15 protein-coding genes are annotated in these 14,654 nt (G+C 73.0%); 9 read left to right on the forward strand and 6 right to left on the reverse strand.

Features of this window, described 5'->3' with window-relative positions; translation table 11 throughout:
- Window positions 1–151: 151 nt before the first annotated feature.
- The 3 genes from ACZDYF_RS01755 to ACZDYF_RS01765 form a co-directional block, all read right to left on the reverse strand.
- Complete coding sequence (locus ACZDYF_RS01755) at window positions 152–1,135, reverse strand: endonuclease domain-containing protein (protein WP_475052429.1); 984 nt, start codon at window positions 1,133–1,135, stop codon at window positions 152–154.
- A 336-nt stretch (window positions 1,136–1,471) separates the two neighbouring features.
- A complete protein-coding gene (gene greA, locus ACZDYF_RS01760; RefSeq protein ID WP_191790938.1) occupies window positions 1,472–1,954 on the reverse strand; it encodes a transcription elongation factor GreA in 483 nt (160 codons plus the stop codon).
- 276 nt (window positions 1,955–2,230) lie between these two features.
- Window positions 2,231–2,722 carry a DUF4307 domain-containing protein gene (locus ACZDYF_RS01765; RefSeq protein WP_475052433.1) on the reverse strand — a complete coding sequence of 164 codons (492 nt, stop codon included), beginning with the start codon at window positions 2,720–2,722 and terminating at the stop codon, window positions 2,231–2,233.
- A 166-nt stretch (window positions 2,723–2,888) separates the two neighbouring features.
- Between ACZDYF_RS01765 and mca the strand changes: the two genes are divergently transcribed.
- From mca to ACZDYF_RS01780, 3 genes are read left to right on the forward strand one after another with little or no spacing between them, the layout of a single operon-like run.
- The gene (gene mca, locus ACZDYF_RS01770) at window positions 2,889–3,758 is read left to right on the forward strand and encodes a mycothiol conjugate amidase Mca (protein ID WP_191791079.1); all 870 of its coding nucleotides are present in this window, start codon (window positions 2,889–2,891) and stop codon (window positions 3,756–3,758) included.
- The gene (locus ACZDYF_RS01775; RefSeq protein WP_475052436.1) at window positions 3,755–4,165 is read left to right on the forward strand and encodes a hypothetical protein; all 411 of its coding nucleotides are present in this window, start codon (window positions 3,755–3,757) and stop codon (window positions 4,163–4,165) included. The genes mca and ACZDYF_RS01775 overlap by 4 nt, the downstream gene beginning before the upstream one ends.
- A 1-nt stretch (window position 4,166) precedes the next feature.
- Window positions 4,167–5,015 carry a carbon-nitrogen hydrolase family protein gene (locus ACZDYF_RS01780; protein ID WP_475052439.1) on the forward strand — a complete coding sequence of 283 codons (849 nt, stop codon included), beginning with the start codon at window positions 4,167–4,169 and terminating at the stop codon, window positions 5,013–5,015.
- A gap of 71 nt (window positions 5,016–5,086) precedes the next feature.
- Here ACZDYF_RS01780 and trhA read toward each other — a convergent pair whose 3' ends face one another.
- Window positions 5,087–5,773: a PAQR family membrane homeostasis protein TrhA gene (gene trhA, locus ACZDYF_RS01785; RefSeq protein ID WP_225227141.1), complete on the reverse strand. Its 687-nt coding sequence runs from the start codon at window positions 5,771–5,773 to the stop codon at window positions 5,087–5,089.
- 388 nt (window positions 5,774–6,161) lie between these two features.
- Here trhA and ACZDYF_RS01790 point away from each other — a divergent pair, with 388 nt between their 5' ends.
- From ACZDYF_RS01790 to ACZDYF_RS01815, 6 genes are all read left to right on the forward strand, one after another.
- The gene (locus ACZDYF_RS01790) at window positions 6,162–6,923 is read left to right on the forward strand and encodes an isoprenyl transferase (protein WP_191790934.1); all 762 of its coding nucleotides are present in this window, start codon (window positions 6,162–6,164) and stop codon (window positions 6,921–6,923) included.
- A 153-nt stretch (window positions 6,924–7,076) separates the two neighbouring features.
- Window positions 7,077–7,583, forward strand: a complete 507-nt coding sequence (locus ACZDYF_RS01795; protein ID WP_475052451.1) for a MarR family winged helix-turn-helix transcriptional regulator — start codon at window positions 7,077–7,079, stop codon at window positions 7,581–7,583.
- Window positions 7,580–8,179: a CE1759 family FMN reductase gene (locus ACZDYF_RS01800; protein WP_475052459.1), complete on the forward strand. Its 600-nt coding sequence runs from the start codon at window positions 7,580–7,582 to the stop codon at window positions 8,177–8,179. The genes ACZDYF_RS01795 and ACZDYF_RS01800 overlap by 4 nt, the downstream gene beginning before the upstream one ends.
- Before the next feature lie 195 nt (window positions 8,180–8,374).
- Entirely contained in the window at window positions 8,375–10,273 is a 1,899-nt protein-coding gene (locus ACZDYF_RS01805) for an alkaline phosphatase (RefSeq protein WP_191790931.1), read from the forward strand.
- Between the two features lie 191 nt (window positions 10,274–10,464).
- Window positions 10,465–11,562, forward strand: coding sequence for a hypothetical protein (locus ACZDYF_RS01810; RefSeq protein WP_475052473.1), 1,098 nt, complete (start codon window positions 10,465–10,467; stop codon window positions 11,560–11,562).
- Window positions 11,563–11,623: 61 nt separating this feature from the next.
- Window positions 11,624–12,856: a glycerate kinase gene (locus ACZDYF_RS01815; RefSeq protein WP_475053175.1), complete on the forward strand. Its 1,233-nt coding sequence runs from the start codon at window positions 11,624–11,626 to the stop codon at window positions 12,854–12,856.
- Window positions 12,857–12,871: 15 nt separating this feature from the next.
- Here the strand turns inward: ACZDYF_RS01815 and ACZDYF_RS01820 are convergent, their stop codons facing one another.
- Both ACZDYF_RS01820 and ACZDYF_RS01825 read right to left on the reverse strand, forming a co-directional pair.
- Window positions 12,872–14,110, reverse strand: a complete 1,239-nt coding sequence (locus ACZDYF_RS01820; protein ID WP_475052479.1) for an AAA family ATPase — start codon at window positions 14,108–14,110, stop codon at window positions 12,872–12,874.
- A gap of 111 nt (window positions 14,111–14,221) precedes the next feature.
- A complete protein-coding gene (locus ACZDYF_RS01825; protein WP_138823291.1) occupies window positions 14,222–14,629 on the reverse strand; it encodes a RidA family protein in 408 nt (135 codons plus the stop codon).
- Between the last annotated feature and the right edge of the window lie 25 nt (window positions 14,630–14,654).

The following is a 14,654-nucleotide window of genomic DNA, read 5'->3' on the forward strand; positions in this document are numbered from 1 at the left end:
GCGGGCCCGCCGTCCACCGTCTCGACGAGCTGTCGTCGAGGTGAGGCCAACTGGGGTTCGAGCACCGTCTCGACCCCGGTTGGCCTCGTCTCGGCGTGCTCGGACACTGGACAGGAGGCGACGGCTGCCGGAGTGCGCGGTCGTCGGGCAATCAGTGCCGGGCAACGACGATGCGGGGGCGCACCGAGGTGTCAGGTGCGTCCGTGAGACGGCGCGGGTCCACCCCCTGGTCCCCGAACGCGGTGAGCAGCCGCCCACAGGTTGCTTCCCATGCTGTCAGCACGTCCTGGGAGTAGAGCACGATCACCCGCCACCCCAGCCGCTCCATGTTCTCCCGTCGTGCGACGTCGCTGCGCATCTGGTGCTGGGACGAGTAGTGGTGAGCGCCGTCGTACTCGATCGCGATGCGTGCCTCGGGCCAGCACATGTCCGGTCGCGCGACCCACTGGTCCTCCGCGAACAGGTCAGCGCCGACCACCGGGCACGGAAATCCCGACCGGACAAGCAGGAGCCGGACCCGCGTCTCCATGCGAGAGTCGACGAAAGCCCGTGCGGCGGCGAGCGCGGTGCGCAGAGCCCGTGTGCCCCGTCCGCCGACGAACCATGCCAGTGCACGCTCCAGCTCGAGCCGCGAGGTGGCCGGGTGACGCAGGGACAGGACCGCGTCGGTCAGGACGACGAGGTCCTCGGCGGTCAGGACGGCCCTTGCTCCGGTACCCGTCGCGCTCCCCAGGTCCAACCAGGTGCGGGCAGGGATGGTGACCGGGAGCTGGCGGTACTGGAACACGTGCCGAAGAAGCGCCCCGGAGTGCCCGACGAGCAGTGACGCCTCCCGGGCGCGGACCCCGTGGGTGCTGGAGACGTGCAGCCTTTCGAGCGGTCGATGGTCGGCCGGCAGGGGAAGCCCCAGGAGTGCGGCGGCCGTGAGGTGAGAGAACGTGTCGCCGGGGCGGAACGTCAGGGCGACGGCCCGGCAGAGCGCCTCGAGGTCGTGAGCTGATGCGGCCGCCATGCGGACCCCACGTACCGGCGCGTGCAGCACCGGACTACGGAGCTGGTCCGCCGTGCTGCCTGCCGCGAGGGCGTCGGCCACACGAAACGGGGTGGGTGGGAGCGGGACGAGGGCGCTGGGCACGAGGTGAGGGTCGCAGATCCGTGCGTCCCCGTGGGGCCCTGGGGTGGTACCTGTGGACGACGGACGCCCAGGTGTCTCCTGGGTGTCGTTGCGACGCCGGCGAGAGGCGGCCATCTGGGGTCGATCCGCCCGCAGGACCCCAGTTGACCGCATCTCGCCGATTGGCATCAGCAGGCGGATGCCGAGCAGGTGGGTGGGGCCTTGGACCCGCACCGGGGCGCACCCGGACGCACGCAGGCCCGGGAACCCTGAGGTTCCCGGGCCTGCGTGCTCGCGACGCGTGTTCCCCGTGCGTAGCGGCCACCGTCGGTGGTGGCCCGGTGCGTCAGCGGTGGGTCACGCCTCGAACGGCTTGGCCGCGAGGATCTCCACCTGGATCTGGTTCCCGTTGGGGGCGGCGTACGAGACCTTGTCGCCGATCGAGGTGCCGTTGATGGCCTCGCCGAGCGGGGACGTCGGGGAGTAGACGCGGATGTCCGTGCCGCCCGCGATCTCGCGCGAGCCGAGCAGGAACGACATCTCCTCGCCGGCCACGAGCGCGGTGACGACCATGCCGGGCTCGACCTTGCCGTCGTCCGGCGGCGTGCCGATCTGCACGTTGCGGAGCTTCGCGGTCAGCTCGCGGATGCGCGCCTCGTTCTTGGCCTGCTCCTCGCGGGCGGCGTGGTAGCCGCCGTTCTCCTTGAGGTCACCCTCGTCGCGGGCGGCAGCGATGCGCTCGGCGATGTCGGTGCGGCCGGCACCGGACAGGTGAGCCAACTCGGCCTGAAGCCTGTCGTGTGCCTCCTGGGTCAGCCAGGTGACGCTGGTCTCGGTCACGGTTCGCTCCTTCCTTTCCTTGCGTTCCTGCGGTCGACGTCGGTGGACGTGACCGCACAGGGTGAGGCAGTGGGTGCGGGTGAGAGCGACTCCGCTGCCTGCCCGGGGTGGTGACGTCGGCCGGTCGCCGACGCCGCGTGGCGGGTTTCGCTGGACCTGATGCTTCTGGGGCAGCGTGAATCCCTCAGGATACCAAATGTCCGCTGCATCACACCGCTCCTCACCCCTGGGTCTACCCCGGACGAGCCCGGGGGAGCCGCAGCGGGCGTCGCCCCGTCAGGGTAGTGCGCGGCAGCTCTCGACGATGCCGGTCGTGGCGAGCTCGGACGTCGCGACGCTCACGGTGTAGCGCCCCTCGAGCTGGTCGCTCGGGCCGACGACGACGTCGACCGTCCCGACCTGCGCGTAGCTCTCGGCGAGGGCGTCGATCGTGCACTCGGCCTGGGTGCCGGGCTTCATCGAGACCTGGAACGTCACGTCGATCTGCTCGGAGCTGACGACCTTGAACCCGAAGTCGTCGTAGCGCACGGGCGTCGAGGCCTGCCCGAGCCCGATCCAGACCGTGATCGCGACGCCGACGACCGCGGCGGCGACGATGCCCGCGATCGTGAGGCGGCGGCGGGCGGGCGTCGGCGCGGGTCCGTAGCGGCCCGCGGGCGGCTGCGGTGCGGGGGGCTGCGGCGCGAGCCCGATCGGGTTCTCGTGCTCGTCGAGCGCGTCGGGGCCGACCTGCGGGGTTGTTCCCGACGGGGGAGTGCTGTTCGTCATGGTGAATCGAGGTCCAGGGGTTGGGTGGACTACCTGCTCATGAGACATCATTGTCTCTGAACTTCTTCGCCCCGGAGTACCCCCTGGAGGACCTGTGACCGAATCGACGGCGCGCCCGCGTACTGCATCGGCGGCCGGGACGGTCGACGGCGCACCGCTGCGCCTCATGGCCGTCCACGCGCACCCTGACGACGAGTCGAGCAAGGGCGCCGCGACGTCGGCCCGCTACGCCGCGGAGGGCGTCGAGGTGCTCGTGGTGAGCTGCACGGGCGGTGAGCGCGGCGACGTGCTCAACCCGAGCTTCGGCGAGGTCCCCTCGACCCCCGAGGGCATGGCCGAGCTGCGCCGCGCGGAGATGGCGGCGGCGGCCAGGGCGCTCGGTGTGAGCCACCGCTGGCTGGGGTTCGTCGACTCGGGGCTGCCGGAGGGCGACCCGCTGCCTCCGCTGCCGGAGGGCTGCTTCGCGCTCGTCCCGCTCGAGGAGGCGGCGGCGCCGCTCGTCGAGCTGGTGCGTGAGTTCCGCCCGCACGTCATCACGACGTACGACCCGAGCGGCGGCTATCCGCACCCGGACCACATCATGTGCCACAAGGTCGCGTTCGAGGCGTTCCACGCCGCGGGCGACCCGGAGCGCTACCAGGTCGAGGGCGGCGCGCCCGTGTGGGAGCCGCTCAAGCTGTACTACAACCACGACTTCTCGATGAACCGCATCCGCACGATCCACGAGGCCGTCGTGGACGCCGGTCTCGAGTCGCCGTTCAGCGACTGGGTCGAGTCGCGGGCGGCGCGCGAGATCCCCGAGCGCGAGGTCACGACGCGCGTCGAGGTCGCCCCGTACTTCCCGCAGCGCGACGCGGCGCTCATCGCGCACGCGACGCAGATCGACCCGGACGGCTTCTTCTTCGCCATCCCGCGGGACCTCGAGGTCGCGGTGTGGCCGATCGAGGAGTTCGAGCTCGCCGAGTCACGCGTCCCGACCACGCTTCCGGAGGACGACCTGTTCGCCGGTATCCGCACCGAGGAAGGCCACGCATGAGCCCGACGCCGCAGCTCGCGGTCGACCTGTCGTCCCACCTCGCGGGAGGGCCCGGTTGGGCCGCCGGCGTGACGGCCGAGACGACACCGTCCCCTGCTCCGACGGGTGGTGAGCTGCGCCCGGGCCTCGAGCCGACCGACGTCTCTCCCGGCCTGCCGGGGTTTCTCACGATCTTCGCGGTCGCGCTCGCGTGCGTCGCGCTGTTCCTGTCGATGAACAAGCAGCTCCGCAAGGTCCGTCACGACGAACGGTCGGCCCACCCCGGCGGCGGCGGAGCGGGGGGCTCGTCGGACGGCGGCCCCTCGGACCGCGGCTCGCGCTCGAACGACGGCCCGAGCGACAGCTCGAGCGACGGCTCGAGCGACTCCGGCAGCTCGGGCGGCGACTCCGGCGGCGGCGGCGACTGACGTGACGCGTTCGCCGCGTGGTCCGGTGCGGGTCACGATCGCCCAGATCGAGGTCTCGAACGACCACGCGGCGAACCTGCTCGTGGTGCGCTCGGCCTTCACCGAGGCGCAGCGCCTCCAGGCCGACCTGCTGGTGCTTCCCGAGTACGCCTCGGGCTTCGACCCCCGGGGCGTGGGGATCGAGCACGCCGAGCCGCTCGACGGCCCGTTCGTCACGACCCTCCAGCGCTGGGCCGCGGAGACGGGGGTCGCGGTGATCGCGGGCACGACGCTCCCCGGCACCGGCACCGGCACCGGCACCGGTGCCACCCGTGCCGTCAACGCGGTCGTCGCGATCGACGCGGGTGGTCACCTGGTCGGGGTGTACCGCAAGGTGCACCTCTACGACGCGTTCGGCCATCGCGAGTCGGACCGGCTCGAGCCGGGCCCGGTCGACGGGCCTCCCACCACGATGTCCGTGGGCGGCCTGACGTTCGGCGTCATGACCTGCTACGACCTGCGGTTCCCCGAGTCGGCACGCCGGCTGGTCGACGCCGGTGCGGACGTCCTCGTGGTGCCAGCTGCCTGGGCCGCCGGCGACCTCAAGGCCGACCACTGGCGCACCCTGGCCCGCGCCCGGGCGATCGAGAACACGTCGGTGGTGCTCGCCGTCGGGCAGGCGGGGAAGGGCGTGACCGGGAGGTCGCTGCTCGTGGGACCGGACGGGCAGGTCGGGCTCGAGCTCGACGAGCGGGCGGGGCTGCGGACCGCCGACGTCGACCCCGACGCCCTGGGTGCGGTGCGCGAGGCGAACCCGTCCCTCGCGAACCGTCGCTACGTCGTCGTGCCTCGGGAGCAGCCAGAACGTTGAGTGCGGAGCAGCCGTCGCAGGTCGAGCCGATCCGCGACAGCTGCTCCGCACTCAGCGGACGACAGCCAGGCTCAGGCGTTGAGCGCCGCGATCATGATCGCGGCGTAGTGGCACCCGAACCCCACGACGGTCAGCACGTGGAAGATCTCGTGGAAGCCGAACCAGCGCGGGCTCGGGTTGGGGCGCTTGAGGCCGTAGACCACCGCCCCCAGCGTGTAGGCGAGGCCGCCGATCGCGACGAGCCACACGATCGCCGGGCCGGACGGCGTGGTCCAGAACTGCGGCATGTACCCGACCGCGACCCACCCGAGCGCGACGTAGATCGGTACGTAGACCCACCGCGGGGCGCCCAGCCAGATGATGCGCGCGGCGAGCCCCAGCAGGGCGCCGACCCACACGACGAGCAGCAGGATCGTCGCGGTCCGCTGCGGCAGGAGCAGCACCGCGAGCGGGGTGTAGGTGCCCGCGATGATGAGGAAGATGTTCGAGTGGTCGGCCCGGCGCAGGATCCCCGCGACCTTCGGCGACCAGGTGCCGCGGTGGTAGACCGCGCTCGTGCCGAACAGCAGGCACGCGCTCAGGCCGAAGACGGCGCACGCGACCTTGCCAGCGACCGGGGGGGCCAGGATCACCAGGACGATGCTCGCGACGAGCGCGACGGGGAACGTGCCGGCGTGGATCCAGCCGCGCAGCCGAGGCTTGATCGCCTCCGCGACCTTCTCGGCGGCGCTCGACACGGCGCCTGCGGCAGAGTCCAGCGAGTTCTCGACGGTGTCGCCGGAGGTCGGGCGGTCGGAGGGTCGTGCCACGGAGAGACTCCTGCTCGTGTCGGCGGTTCGGGCGTGCGGACGGGATGTCCCTGACCCGGGGGGTGCGCGTGAGTCGACGTGCGTGGCTCAGGAACAACTTACGCCATCGTAAGTTACGTCACCGTAGGTTGTTGCGCGGGACTGTGAAGATCCTGCGTAAAGCCATCTTCAGGACCGGACCTCGGGGTATCTCGACTGTTGCCTCCGGTACCGTTTGGCGAGCGACGACGATCGTCACCGACGACCGTCCTGCGACCTCCGCGTCGCTCGCGCGACGCTCCCGGGCCCCGTCCGGCCCCGTCGCCGCTCATCCATTACACACCGCGAAGGACCCCACGTGCGCATGCCCCACCTGCTCTACGGGCTGTACGAACGACGCCTCGCGGCCTCGCTGCCGCGCGAGGCCATGCCGCGCCACGTCGGCGTCATCCTCGACGGGAACCGTCGCTGGGCCAAGTCCTTCGGCGAGACCGCCGCGACCGGCCACCGTCGCGGCGCCGACAAGATCGCCGAGTTCCTCACCTGGAGCGAGGACCTCGGGATCGAGGTCGTCACGCTCTGGATGCTCTCGACCGACAACCTCTCGCGCTCGCGCGAGGAGCTCAGCGCGCTGCTCGACATCATCGAGGACGCCGTGTGCGACCTCGCCGAGACCGGCCGCTGGCGCCTGCGCGTCATGGGCCGCCTCGACCTCCTGCCCGAGCGCCTCGCCAAGGCGCTGCGTGACGCGGAGGAGCGGACGGCCGGGGTCGACGGGCTGCAGGTCAACGTCGCGATCGGGTACGGCGGTCGGCACGAGATCGCGGACGCCGTGCGGTCCTACCTGAGCGAGCAGGCCGCGAGCGGTGCCTCGCTCCAGGACCTCGCCGAGAACCTCGACGTCGAGCACATCGAGGAGCACCTCTACACCAAGGGTCAGCCGGACCCCGAGCTCGTGATCCGTACGTCGGGGGAGCAGCGCCTGGGCGGGTTCCTGCTGTGGCAGAGCGCGCACGCCGAGTTCTACTTCTGCGAGGCGTACTGGCCGAGCTTCCGCCGGGTCGACTACCTGCGCGCCCTGCGCTCGTACTCGCAGCGCGAGCGTCGGCTCGGCAGGTAGGTCGCGCTCCGAGGTTCCGGGGCGCCCGGAATACACCTCTCGCCCCGTCGGTTGTACCGCTCGAGTTCATACGAACGCATCTACCCGGGTGACGTCTGCCGACGAGGCGAGCGGCGCCGTCGGGCCGGTGCACCCGGCAGGATCGAGAGACACATGACCAGCCCCACCACAGCGCCGCCCGCCGTCCACGACCGAGCCACCACGCGCGAGGCCGCCGAGACCTGGGAGTCGCTCTTCCGCACCCAGGTCGCGCTCATGCGCCGGTTCCAGGCCGACGACATCTGGGAAGAGCTGACGATGCGCGAGTACGACGTGCTCTTCACGCTCGCAGGCTGCCCCGAGGGCGGCACCCGCCTGCGCGACCTCAACGAGTACGTCCTCATCAGCCAGCCCTCGCTCAGCCGCATGGCCGAGCGCCTCGAGCAGCGCGGCCTCGTGGTACGCGTCCCCGCGCCCGACGACGCACGCGGCACGATCGTGCGCCTCACCCCCGAGGGCGCACGGCTCCAGAAGGAGATCGGGCGCAAGCACGTCCGCACCATCGGCGCCTACGTGGGCGCGGCCCTCGACGCCGACGAGCTCGCGACCCTCAAGGGCCTGCTCGACAAGCTCCGTGACGCCCAGGGCGACATCCCCGCGCGCGACGGGAGCACGGCGTGAGCGTCGGCCCCCAGGCCGTGGGAACGGCCGCCACCCCCCGCTCGCTGAGCGTCGTCGCCGTGACCGGCGGGGTCAGCTTCCCCTCGACCACGCGCGCCCTGACCGACCTGCTGCTCGACAAGACCGTGGCCCGGCTGACCGCCGCAGGCGTCCAGGTCGATGCCCGCACGATCGAGGTCCGCGACCACGCGCAGGACGTCGCGACCGCGACCGTGATCGGGATGCGCAGCGAGGAGCTCGAGCTCGCGCTCAAGACCGCCGAGCAGGCCGACCTGCTGATCGTCGCGACCCCCGTGTTCCGTGGCTCCTACTCGGGGATCTTCAAGTCCTTCTTCGACCTCGTCGACTCGCTCTCGATGGTCGACAAGCCCGTGCTGCTCGCCGCGACCGGCGGCACCGCCCGCCACACCCTCGTGATCGACCAGGCGCTGCGGCCCCTGTTCGCGTTCATGGGCGACCTGATCGTGCCCACGGGCGTGTTCGCGTCCAAGGAGGACTGGACGATCGAGCTCTTCCCCATGCCGTGGCTCGACGAGCGCGCCGAGCGGGCCGTGGGCCAGCTCGTGCGGTTCGCGGACCTGCCCGCGCCGGGCTGAGGCAGCGCGCCTGCCGCGACGCGCACTGCCCCGGCGCGCCTGCCCGCGACCCGCCGGGCTGAGACGGACATTTACCCCATCCGTCCCCCCGTGGCCCTGCGCCGTTCACCCCCTCGCCACCTCTGACCGCTTGGCTCTGACGTGCCGGCCGGAACTCGACTCCGGACCGGACCAGACCTCGACAGGGAAGAGACCATGACTTCACGTGTACCGATGAAGTGGCTGCGGATCGCCGGGACCGGCGTCCTCGCGGCGGGTATCGCGATCTCCTCGACCACGCCGGCGCTCGCCGCCCCGTCCGCCGACCCCGGGGCGCCGGGACCGAAGAACATCATCCACCTCATCGGTGACGGGATGGGGTTCAACCAGGTCGACCTCGGCAGCCAGTTCGAGCACGGCCGCACGGCCTACCAGACCACCGTGAAGCCCGGCGGCGTCTCGACCCCGGTCCCCGGCCAGGCAGGCACGCAGGTGTACCAGGAGTTCCCGGTCGCCCTCGCGATGTCCACCTACCAGTTCGGCAACACGTACGACCCGGCCCAGAACTGGAGCAGCTTCTCCGCGCCGCTCAAGAGCTCGACCGACTCGGCCGCGGCCGCCACGACGCTCGCGACGGGCGTCAAGACGCTCAACAACGTGATCGGCCAGGACGAGAACCACGAGGACCTCAAGACCGTCGCCGAGCGCGCGCTCGAGCTGGGCAAGGCCACGGGAGTCGTCACCTCGGTGCCGTGGACCCACGCGACGCCCGCGTCCTACCTGGCGCACAACGAGCACCGCAACAACTACCACGACATCGCCGCCGACATGATGGACTCGGGCGCCAACGTGATCTTCGGTGCGGGCAACCCCTGGTACGACGACAACGGCGACAAGCGCGCGACCCCGAAGTACGACTACGTCGGCGAGACCGAGTGGACCAAGCTGGTCGACGGCCAGTCGGCGTTCGACCTGGTCGAGTCGAAGGACGACTTCCTCGCGCTCGCCGAGGGCGACACGCCCACGCACGTCCTGGGCACCGCGCAGGTCGCGGGCACGCTCCAGGCCGACCGCACGGCCCTGAAGCCGGGCGACGTGCCCTTCACCGCCCCCCAGAACGACAACGTCCCCTCGCTCCCGCAGATGACGGACGCCGCGCTCAACGTGCTGTCCAACGCCTCGGACGAGGGCTTCTTCGTCATGATCGAGGGCGGCGCGATCGACTGGGCCTCGCACGACAACAACACCGCGGGCGCGGTCGAGGAGCAGGTCGACTTCAACCGGACCATCGAGACGGTCGTGGACTGGGTCGAGGAGAACTCGAGCTGGGACGAGACCCTCGTCGTCATCACGGCCGACCACGAGTGCGGCTACCTCTCCGGCCCCGCCGCGAACCCGGCCTGGACCCCGGTCCAGGGCGTGCAGGGCGGCGCCCCGCAGGTCAGCTGGAACAGCGGCGGCCACACCAACCACCTCGTGCCCGTGTACGCCAAGGGCCCGGGCTCCGAGCTGCTCGCGGCCGCTGCGACGGGCACCGACCCGGTGCGGGGCGCGTACCTCGACAACGCCGACGTGGGCCGCGTCTCGAACGAGCTGTGGGCCGCGAACGCCGCGGACGGCATCCCGTTGCTCGCGACCGTGCCCGAGGCCGGCGAGGTGGGCGGCAAGCTCACGCTGTCGGTCGCGGACGCCGGTGCGGGCGTCGCGCTCACGGGTGGTGAGAACGTGGGCGACCGACTGCGCTTCGCGGGACGGCTCCCCGAGGTCTCGGTGACCGACTCGCGTGCGGCCGCCACGGTCGGCGCAGGCGGCTGGACCGTCTCGGGCCAGTCGAGCGACCTGACGTCGGGGCCGCGCACGCTGCGCGCCCAGAACCTCGGCTGGACCCCGGGCCTGGTCTCGGCCAAGGACGGCGTGAGCGCAGGCTCGCCCGTCGCGTCGCTCCTGGGCGGCGGCACGGGCCTCGCGGCACCGGCCACGCTCGCGACCGCGACGGCGGGAGGGCGTCTGGGCACCACGACGGTCTCGGCCGACCTGGCGCTCGAGGTCCCCGTCGACACCCGCGCGGGCGACTACGCGGGCGCCCTGACGGTCTCGCTCTTCCCGGTCGACTGACCGTCGACTCATGAACCGTCGGGCCCCGGTGCGCTCTCGTGGCGCACCGGGGTCCGACGGGCCGTCTCCCGGCGGCGCACCCGTCCGCCCTCCCGTCCGCCCGCCCGCCCGCCCGACGGCGTCGCGCGCCACGTGCGCGCAGGTCGCCGACCGGAGCGGGTCGTGCACCCTCCCCCGCTCGGAGCCCATCGATGAACGTCCTCTCTCGCGCCGTCCGGCCCGCAGCCGTCCTCGCGCTCGCTCTTGCGTCACTGTCCGGACTGCCCGGCCCGTCCGCGACCGCGGCGTCCGACCCGGGCCCCGCGAAGACCACGTGGGCCGTCGAGCCCGCGACGGCCGACGGGCCCGACGGGCGCGTGTCGTTCCGCCTGACGGTCGACCCCGGCGGGCAGGCGGGCGACCACGTGACCGTGACCAACTTCAGCGACCATCCCGCGACGTTCGACGTGTACGCGAGCGACGGCGTCGTGACCGCGGACGGGCAGTTCGACCTGCTCCCCGCGGGCACGACCCCGGTCGACGGCGGCGCGTGGATCACGCTCGGCGAGGGACAGGCCGCCGGGTCGACCCAGCGCGTCGAGGTCGCCGCCGAGTCGTCGGTGACCGTACCGTTCACGGTCGCTGTCCCCGCCGACGCGACGCCCGGGGACCACCCTGCCGGGGTCGTCGCGGCCCTGGCCCGCCCCGAGGGTGACGGACGGGCCGTCACGTTCGACACGCGCGTGGGGGCGCGCCTGCACCTGCGGGTGGCGGGCGACCTGGTCCCCGTGCTCGCGCTCACGGACGTCCGCGCGACGTACGAGCCGAGCTGGAACCCGTTCGCGCCCGGTGCGGTGCGCGTGGACTACACGGTCGCGAACGAGGGCAACGTGCGCCTCGGTGCGGACACCCAGGTCGCGGGAGCCGGCCTCTTCGGCTGGAACGCTCGCGACGTCGTCGCGCCCGCTCAGCGCGAGGTGCTGCCCGGTCAGGAGACGAGGGGGAGCGTCGTGCTCGACGGCGTCTGGCCGCTGGGCAAGGCCTCGGGCGACCTGACCACGACCCCGCTCGTCGTGGGCGACGACGTGGTCGAGGTCGCGCTGGCCCAGGCGACCGGGAGCTATGCGGCGTGGACGCTGCCGTGGGTCCAGCTCGGGACGCTCCTCGTCCTGGTCGGGGTGGCGCTCGCGGTGCTGCGCGCGCGCCGGCGCCGCGAGGCACGCACGCAGGCGCGGATCGACGCTGCGGTCGCGGCGCGGACAGGCACCGCGGGTGCCGCGGATCCCACGAGCGCGGCGGCGGCGTCCTGACCAGGCTCTCCACCCGGCGCGGGCCGGACCCGCTGGCTACGATCGGGGCGTGCCTCCGACGATGAACGCTCCCACGACCGGGGACCCCTCGCGCACCGGTCCACGGCCGCTGCGCGTCGTGGTCGCGCCCGACTCGTTCAAGGGCTCCGCGACCGCCGCGGAGGTGGCCCGCCACCTCGCGGACGGGGTCCTGGTGGCGGCGCCGGACGCCGAGGTCAGGCTCCTGCCCATGGCCGACGGAGGCGAAGGCACTCTCGACGCGCTCCTGTCCGTGTGGGGGGTCGAGGCGCGCGAGGTCGGGACGGTCGACGCGATCGGGCGCCCTCGCCCGGCACGCTACGGGGTGTCCGCCGACGGCCGCATCGGCGTGGTCGAGCTCGCCGCGGCGAGCGGCCTGCCCGCCGTCAGCGACGTCGTCCTCCAGCCGCTCCACGCGCACACGCGCGGCACGGGAGCGGCGTGCGCGGCGGTCCTGGACGCCGGGGTCGAGGAGGTCGTCCTGTGCCTCGGCGGGTCCGCCTCGACGGACGGCGGCGCGGGCGTCCTCACGGGGCTCGGTGCCCGGCTCCTCGCGCACTCGCCGGCGACGGTCCCCTCGTCGACGGACGGGGAGCTCGCCGGGACGCTCGTGCCCGACGGCGGCGAGGGGCTCGCGCGCGTCGTCGGCCTCGACCTCGGGGGACTGCACCCGCGGGCCCGCGCGGTGCGATGGCGGCTGGCCGTCGACGTGACGAACCCGCTCGTGGGTGAGCGCGGGGCGGCGGCCGTGTTCGGGCCGCAGAAGGGAGCGAGCGACGCGGACGTCGCGTTCCTCGACGCCGCGCTCGAGCGCTGGGCGGACCTCCTCGAGCGCGAGACCGGGGTCCGCACGCACGACCTGTCGGGGGCGGGAGCCGCCGGTGGGGTACCCGCGGCCCTCGTCGCGGTGCTCGGCGCCGAGCTCGAGCTCGGCGCGACCCTGGTCGCGCAGGCCGTGGGGCTGCCCGCGGCCGTCGCGGACGCGGACCTGGTGCTCACGGGCGAGGGCTCGTTCGACTCGCAGTCCGTCAACGGCAAGGTCGCCGACCGGATCGGGGCGCTCGCCGCCGCCGCGCCGGGCCACCCGCCCGTCGTGGTGATCGCCGGGCAGGTCCTGCTGCCCGCGCGTCAGGCGCGCGCCGCAGGGATCACGGCCGCGTTCTCGATCGCGCCCGGACCGATCGACCTCGAGGAGCTCGTGGGGCGCACCGCGAGCCGGCTGACCGAGGTCGCGGCGTCGGTCACCAGCCTGTACCTGGGGTCCGTGCGCCGCTGAGCCCGGATCATGCACTCAGCGCTTCGGCCAGTGCCACTGCGGCTGGTCGAGCGGTCCCTCACGGCCCGCGACGGTCGTCTCGCCGAGCTCCTTGACGAGCTCGACGTGCTCGAGCGCCGGGGAGGCGGCACGCGAACGGCCCGCCGCATCCTCCATGGCCCGGACCAGCGCGTGCGAGTGCGTCACGACCACGACCTGCGTGCGTCGCGCGGCTCCGGCGACCAGGGCCCCGAGCGCGGGCAGCAGCTCGGGGTGCAGGCTCGTCTCGGGCTCGTTGAGCACGAGCAGCTCGGGCGGGCGGGGCGTGAGCAGCGCCGCGACCCAGAGCAGGTACCGCAGCGTGCCGTCGGACAGCTCCGCGCTGCCGAGCGGACGCAGCAGACCGTGCTGGCGCAGCTCGAGCGAGAACCGGCCGTCGTCCGTCACGCGCACGCGCACGCTCGACCCGGGGAACGCGTCCTCGACCGCGTCGTCCAGGTCGTCGGCAAGGCCCAGCTCGCGGATCGTCTCGAGGGCCGCGGCCAGGTCGGCGCCGTCGTGCGCGAGGACGGGGGTTCGGGTGCCGACGTGCGACGCACGGGCCGGGGCAAGGGCGTCGGTGCGGAACTGGTCGTAGAAGCGCCAGGACCGCAGGCGCTCGCGCACCAGCACGAGCTCGGGGGCGCCCACGGGGTCCACGACCTCCGAGAGCATGCTGTCGAACGACCTCAGCCGGCGCCCCGACACCTGCCACGAGCCGTCGTCGTCGCGCAGCCGGACCGAGGGTCCGTGCCGGTCGGCGACGAGCGTCGCGGGACGCAGCACCGGGCCCGACCAGACGACCTCGGTCTTGATCTCCGGATCCAGGCCGAACGACGCGCCGCCGTCCTGCGGCAGCCCGAGGTCGATCGCGTAGCCGAGGGCACCGGACGCACCCGCTGACGCGGTGCCGTCGGGCAGGGGGGCCGGGCCGCTCGCGAAGCCCAGCCGCAGCGCGACCGGGCCACCGCGCACCGTGCCCTGGACGGGGTGCACGCCCTCGCGCACCGAGCGCCCGATGACCTCCGGACCGGCCCACAGCGTCGAGGGCAGGCCGCCCTCGCGGGCCAGGGCCCCGACCGCGCCGCCCAGCGCGCACTCGGCGAGCAGGCGCAGCGAGCGGTACAGGCTCGACTTGCCCACGCCGTTGGCGCCCGTCACGACCGTGAGACGGCCGAGCGGCAGGACGAGGTGCCGCAGCGAGCGGTAGCCCTCGATGGCGAGCGTCTCGATCATCCCGCCAGGCTAGGCGCGGCCACCCACGGCGTGCGCCTGCTGAGTGCGGGGTAGATGTCGTCCCAGGACGTCCCGGACGACAACTGCTCCGCACTCAGCGGCGGCGGACCGTCAGTCCGTGATCGCGAGCCCGTCGATCTCGACCAGCATCTCCTCGCGAGGCAGGCCCGTGAAGACCGTCGTGCGGGCCGGCAGCACGCCGCCCGGGCAGTTCGCCTCGACGAACGCGCCGTACGCGTCGTTCATGATCGGGAAGTCCTCGCGCTTGGTGAGGTAGACGCGCAGCATCACGACGTCGTCGAACGTGGCGCCCGCGCCCTCGACGATGGCCTTGACGTTCTCCAGGGTGCGCGTGGTCTGCGCCGCGACGTCCCCGGGGTACAGGTACTCGCTCGTCGCGGGGTCGACCGGGCCCTGACCCGAGACCTGGACGAACGGGCCCTTGCGCACACCCTGGTGGAAGGTGTGGGCCGGCGCCGGTGCGTGCGGGGTGCTGATCGGGGTCTTGGGGGTGCTCATCGTGTCTCTTTCTCTCGGGAGGGTG

Source organism: Oerskovia sp. PE-21s (genome assembly GCF_056158145.1).

What these genes read in the sequence shown, in the direction of transcription:
- ACZDYF_RS01825 (WP_138823291.1), bottom strand. Translation starts at nt 14,629, where the DNA reads ATGAGCACCCCCAAGACCCCGATCAGCACCCCGCACGCACCGGCGCCG.
- ACZDYF_RS01795 (WP_475052451.1), top strand. Translation starts at nt 7,077, where the DNA reads ATGACCAGCCCCACCACAGCGCCGCCCGCCGTCCACGACCGAGCCACC.
- ACZDYF_RS01810 (WP_475052473.1), top strand. Translation starts at nt 10,465, where the DNA reads ATGAACGTCCTCTCTCGCGCCGTCCGGCCCGCAGCCGTCCTCGCGCTC.
- ACZDYF_RS01765 (WP_475052433.1), bottom strand. Translation starts at nt 2,722, where the DNA reads ATGACGAACAGCACTCCCCCGTCGGGAACAACCCCGCAGGTCGGCCCC.
- ACZDYF_RS01805 (WP_191790931.1), top strand. Translation starts at nt 8,375, where the DNA reads ATGACTTCACGTGTACCGATGAAGTGGCTGCGGATCGCCGGGACCGGC.
- mca (WP_191791079.1), top strand. Translation starts at nt 2,889, where the DNA reads ATGGCCGTCCACGCGCACCCTGACGACGAGTCGAGCAAGGGCGCCGCG.
- ACZDYF_RS01820 (WP_475052479.1), bottom strand. Translation starts at nt 14,110, where the DNA reads ATGATCGAGACGCTCGCCATCGAGGGCTACCGCTCGCTGCGGCACCTC.
- ACZDYF_RS01815 (WP_475053175.1), top strand. Translation starts at nt 11,624, where the DNA reads ATGAACGCTCCCACGACCGGGGACCCCTCGCGCACCGGTCCACGGCCG.
- ACZDYF_RS01775 (WP_475052436.1), top strand. Translation starts at nt 3,755, where the DNA reads ATGAGCCCGACGCCGCAGCTCGCGGTCGACCTGTCGTCCCACCTCGCG.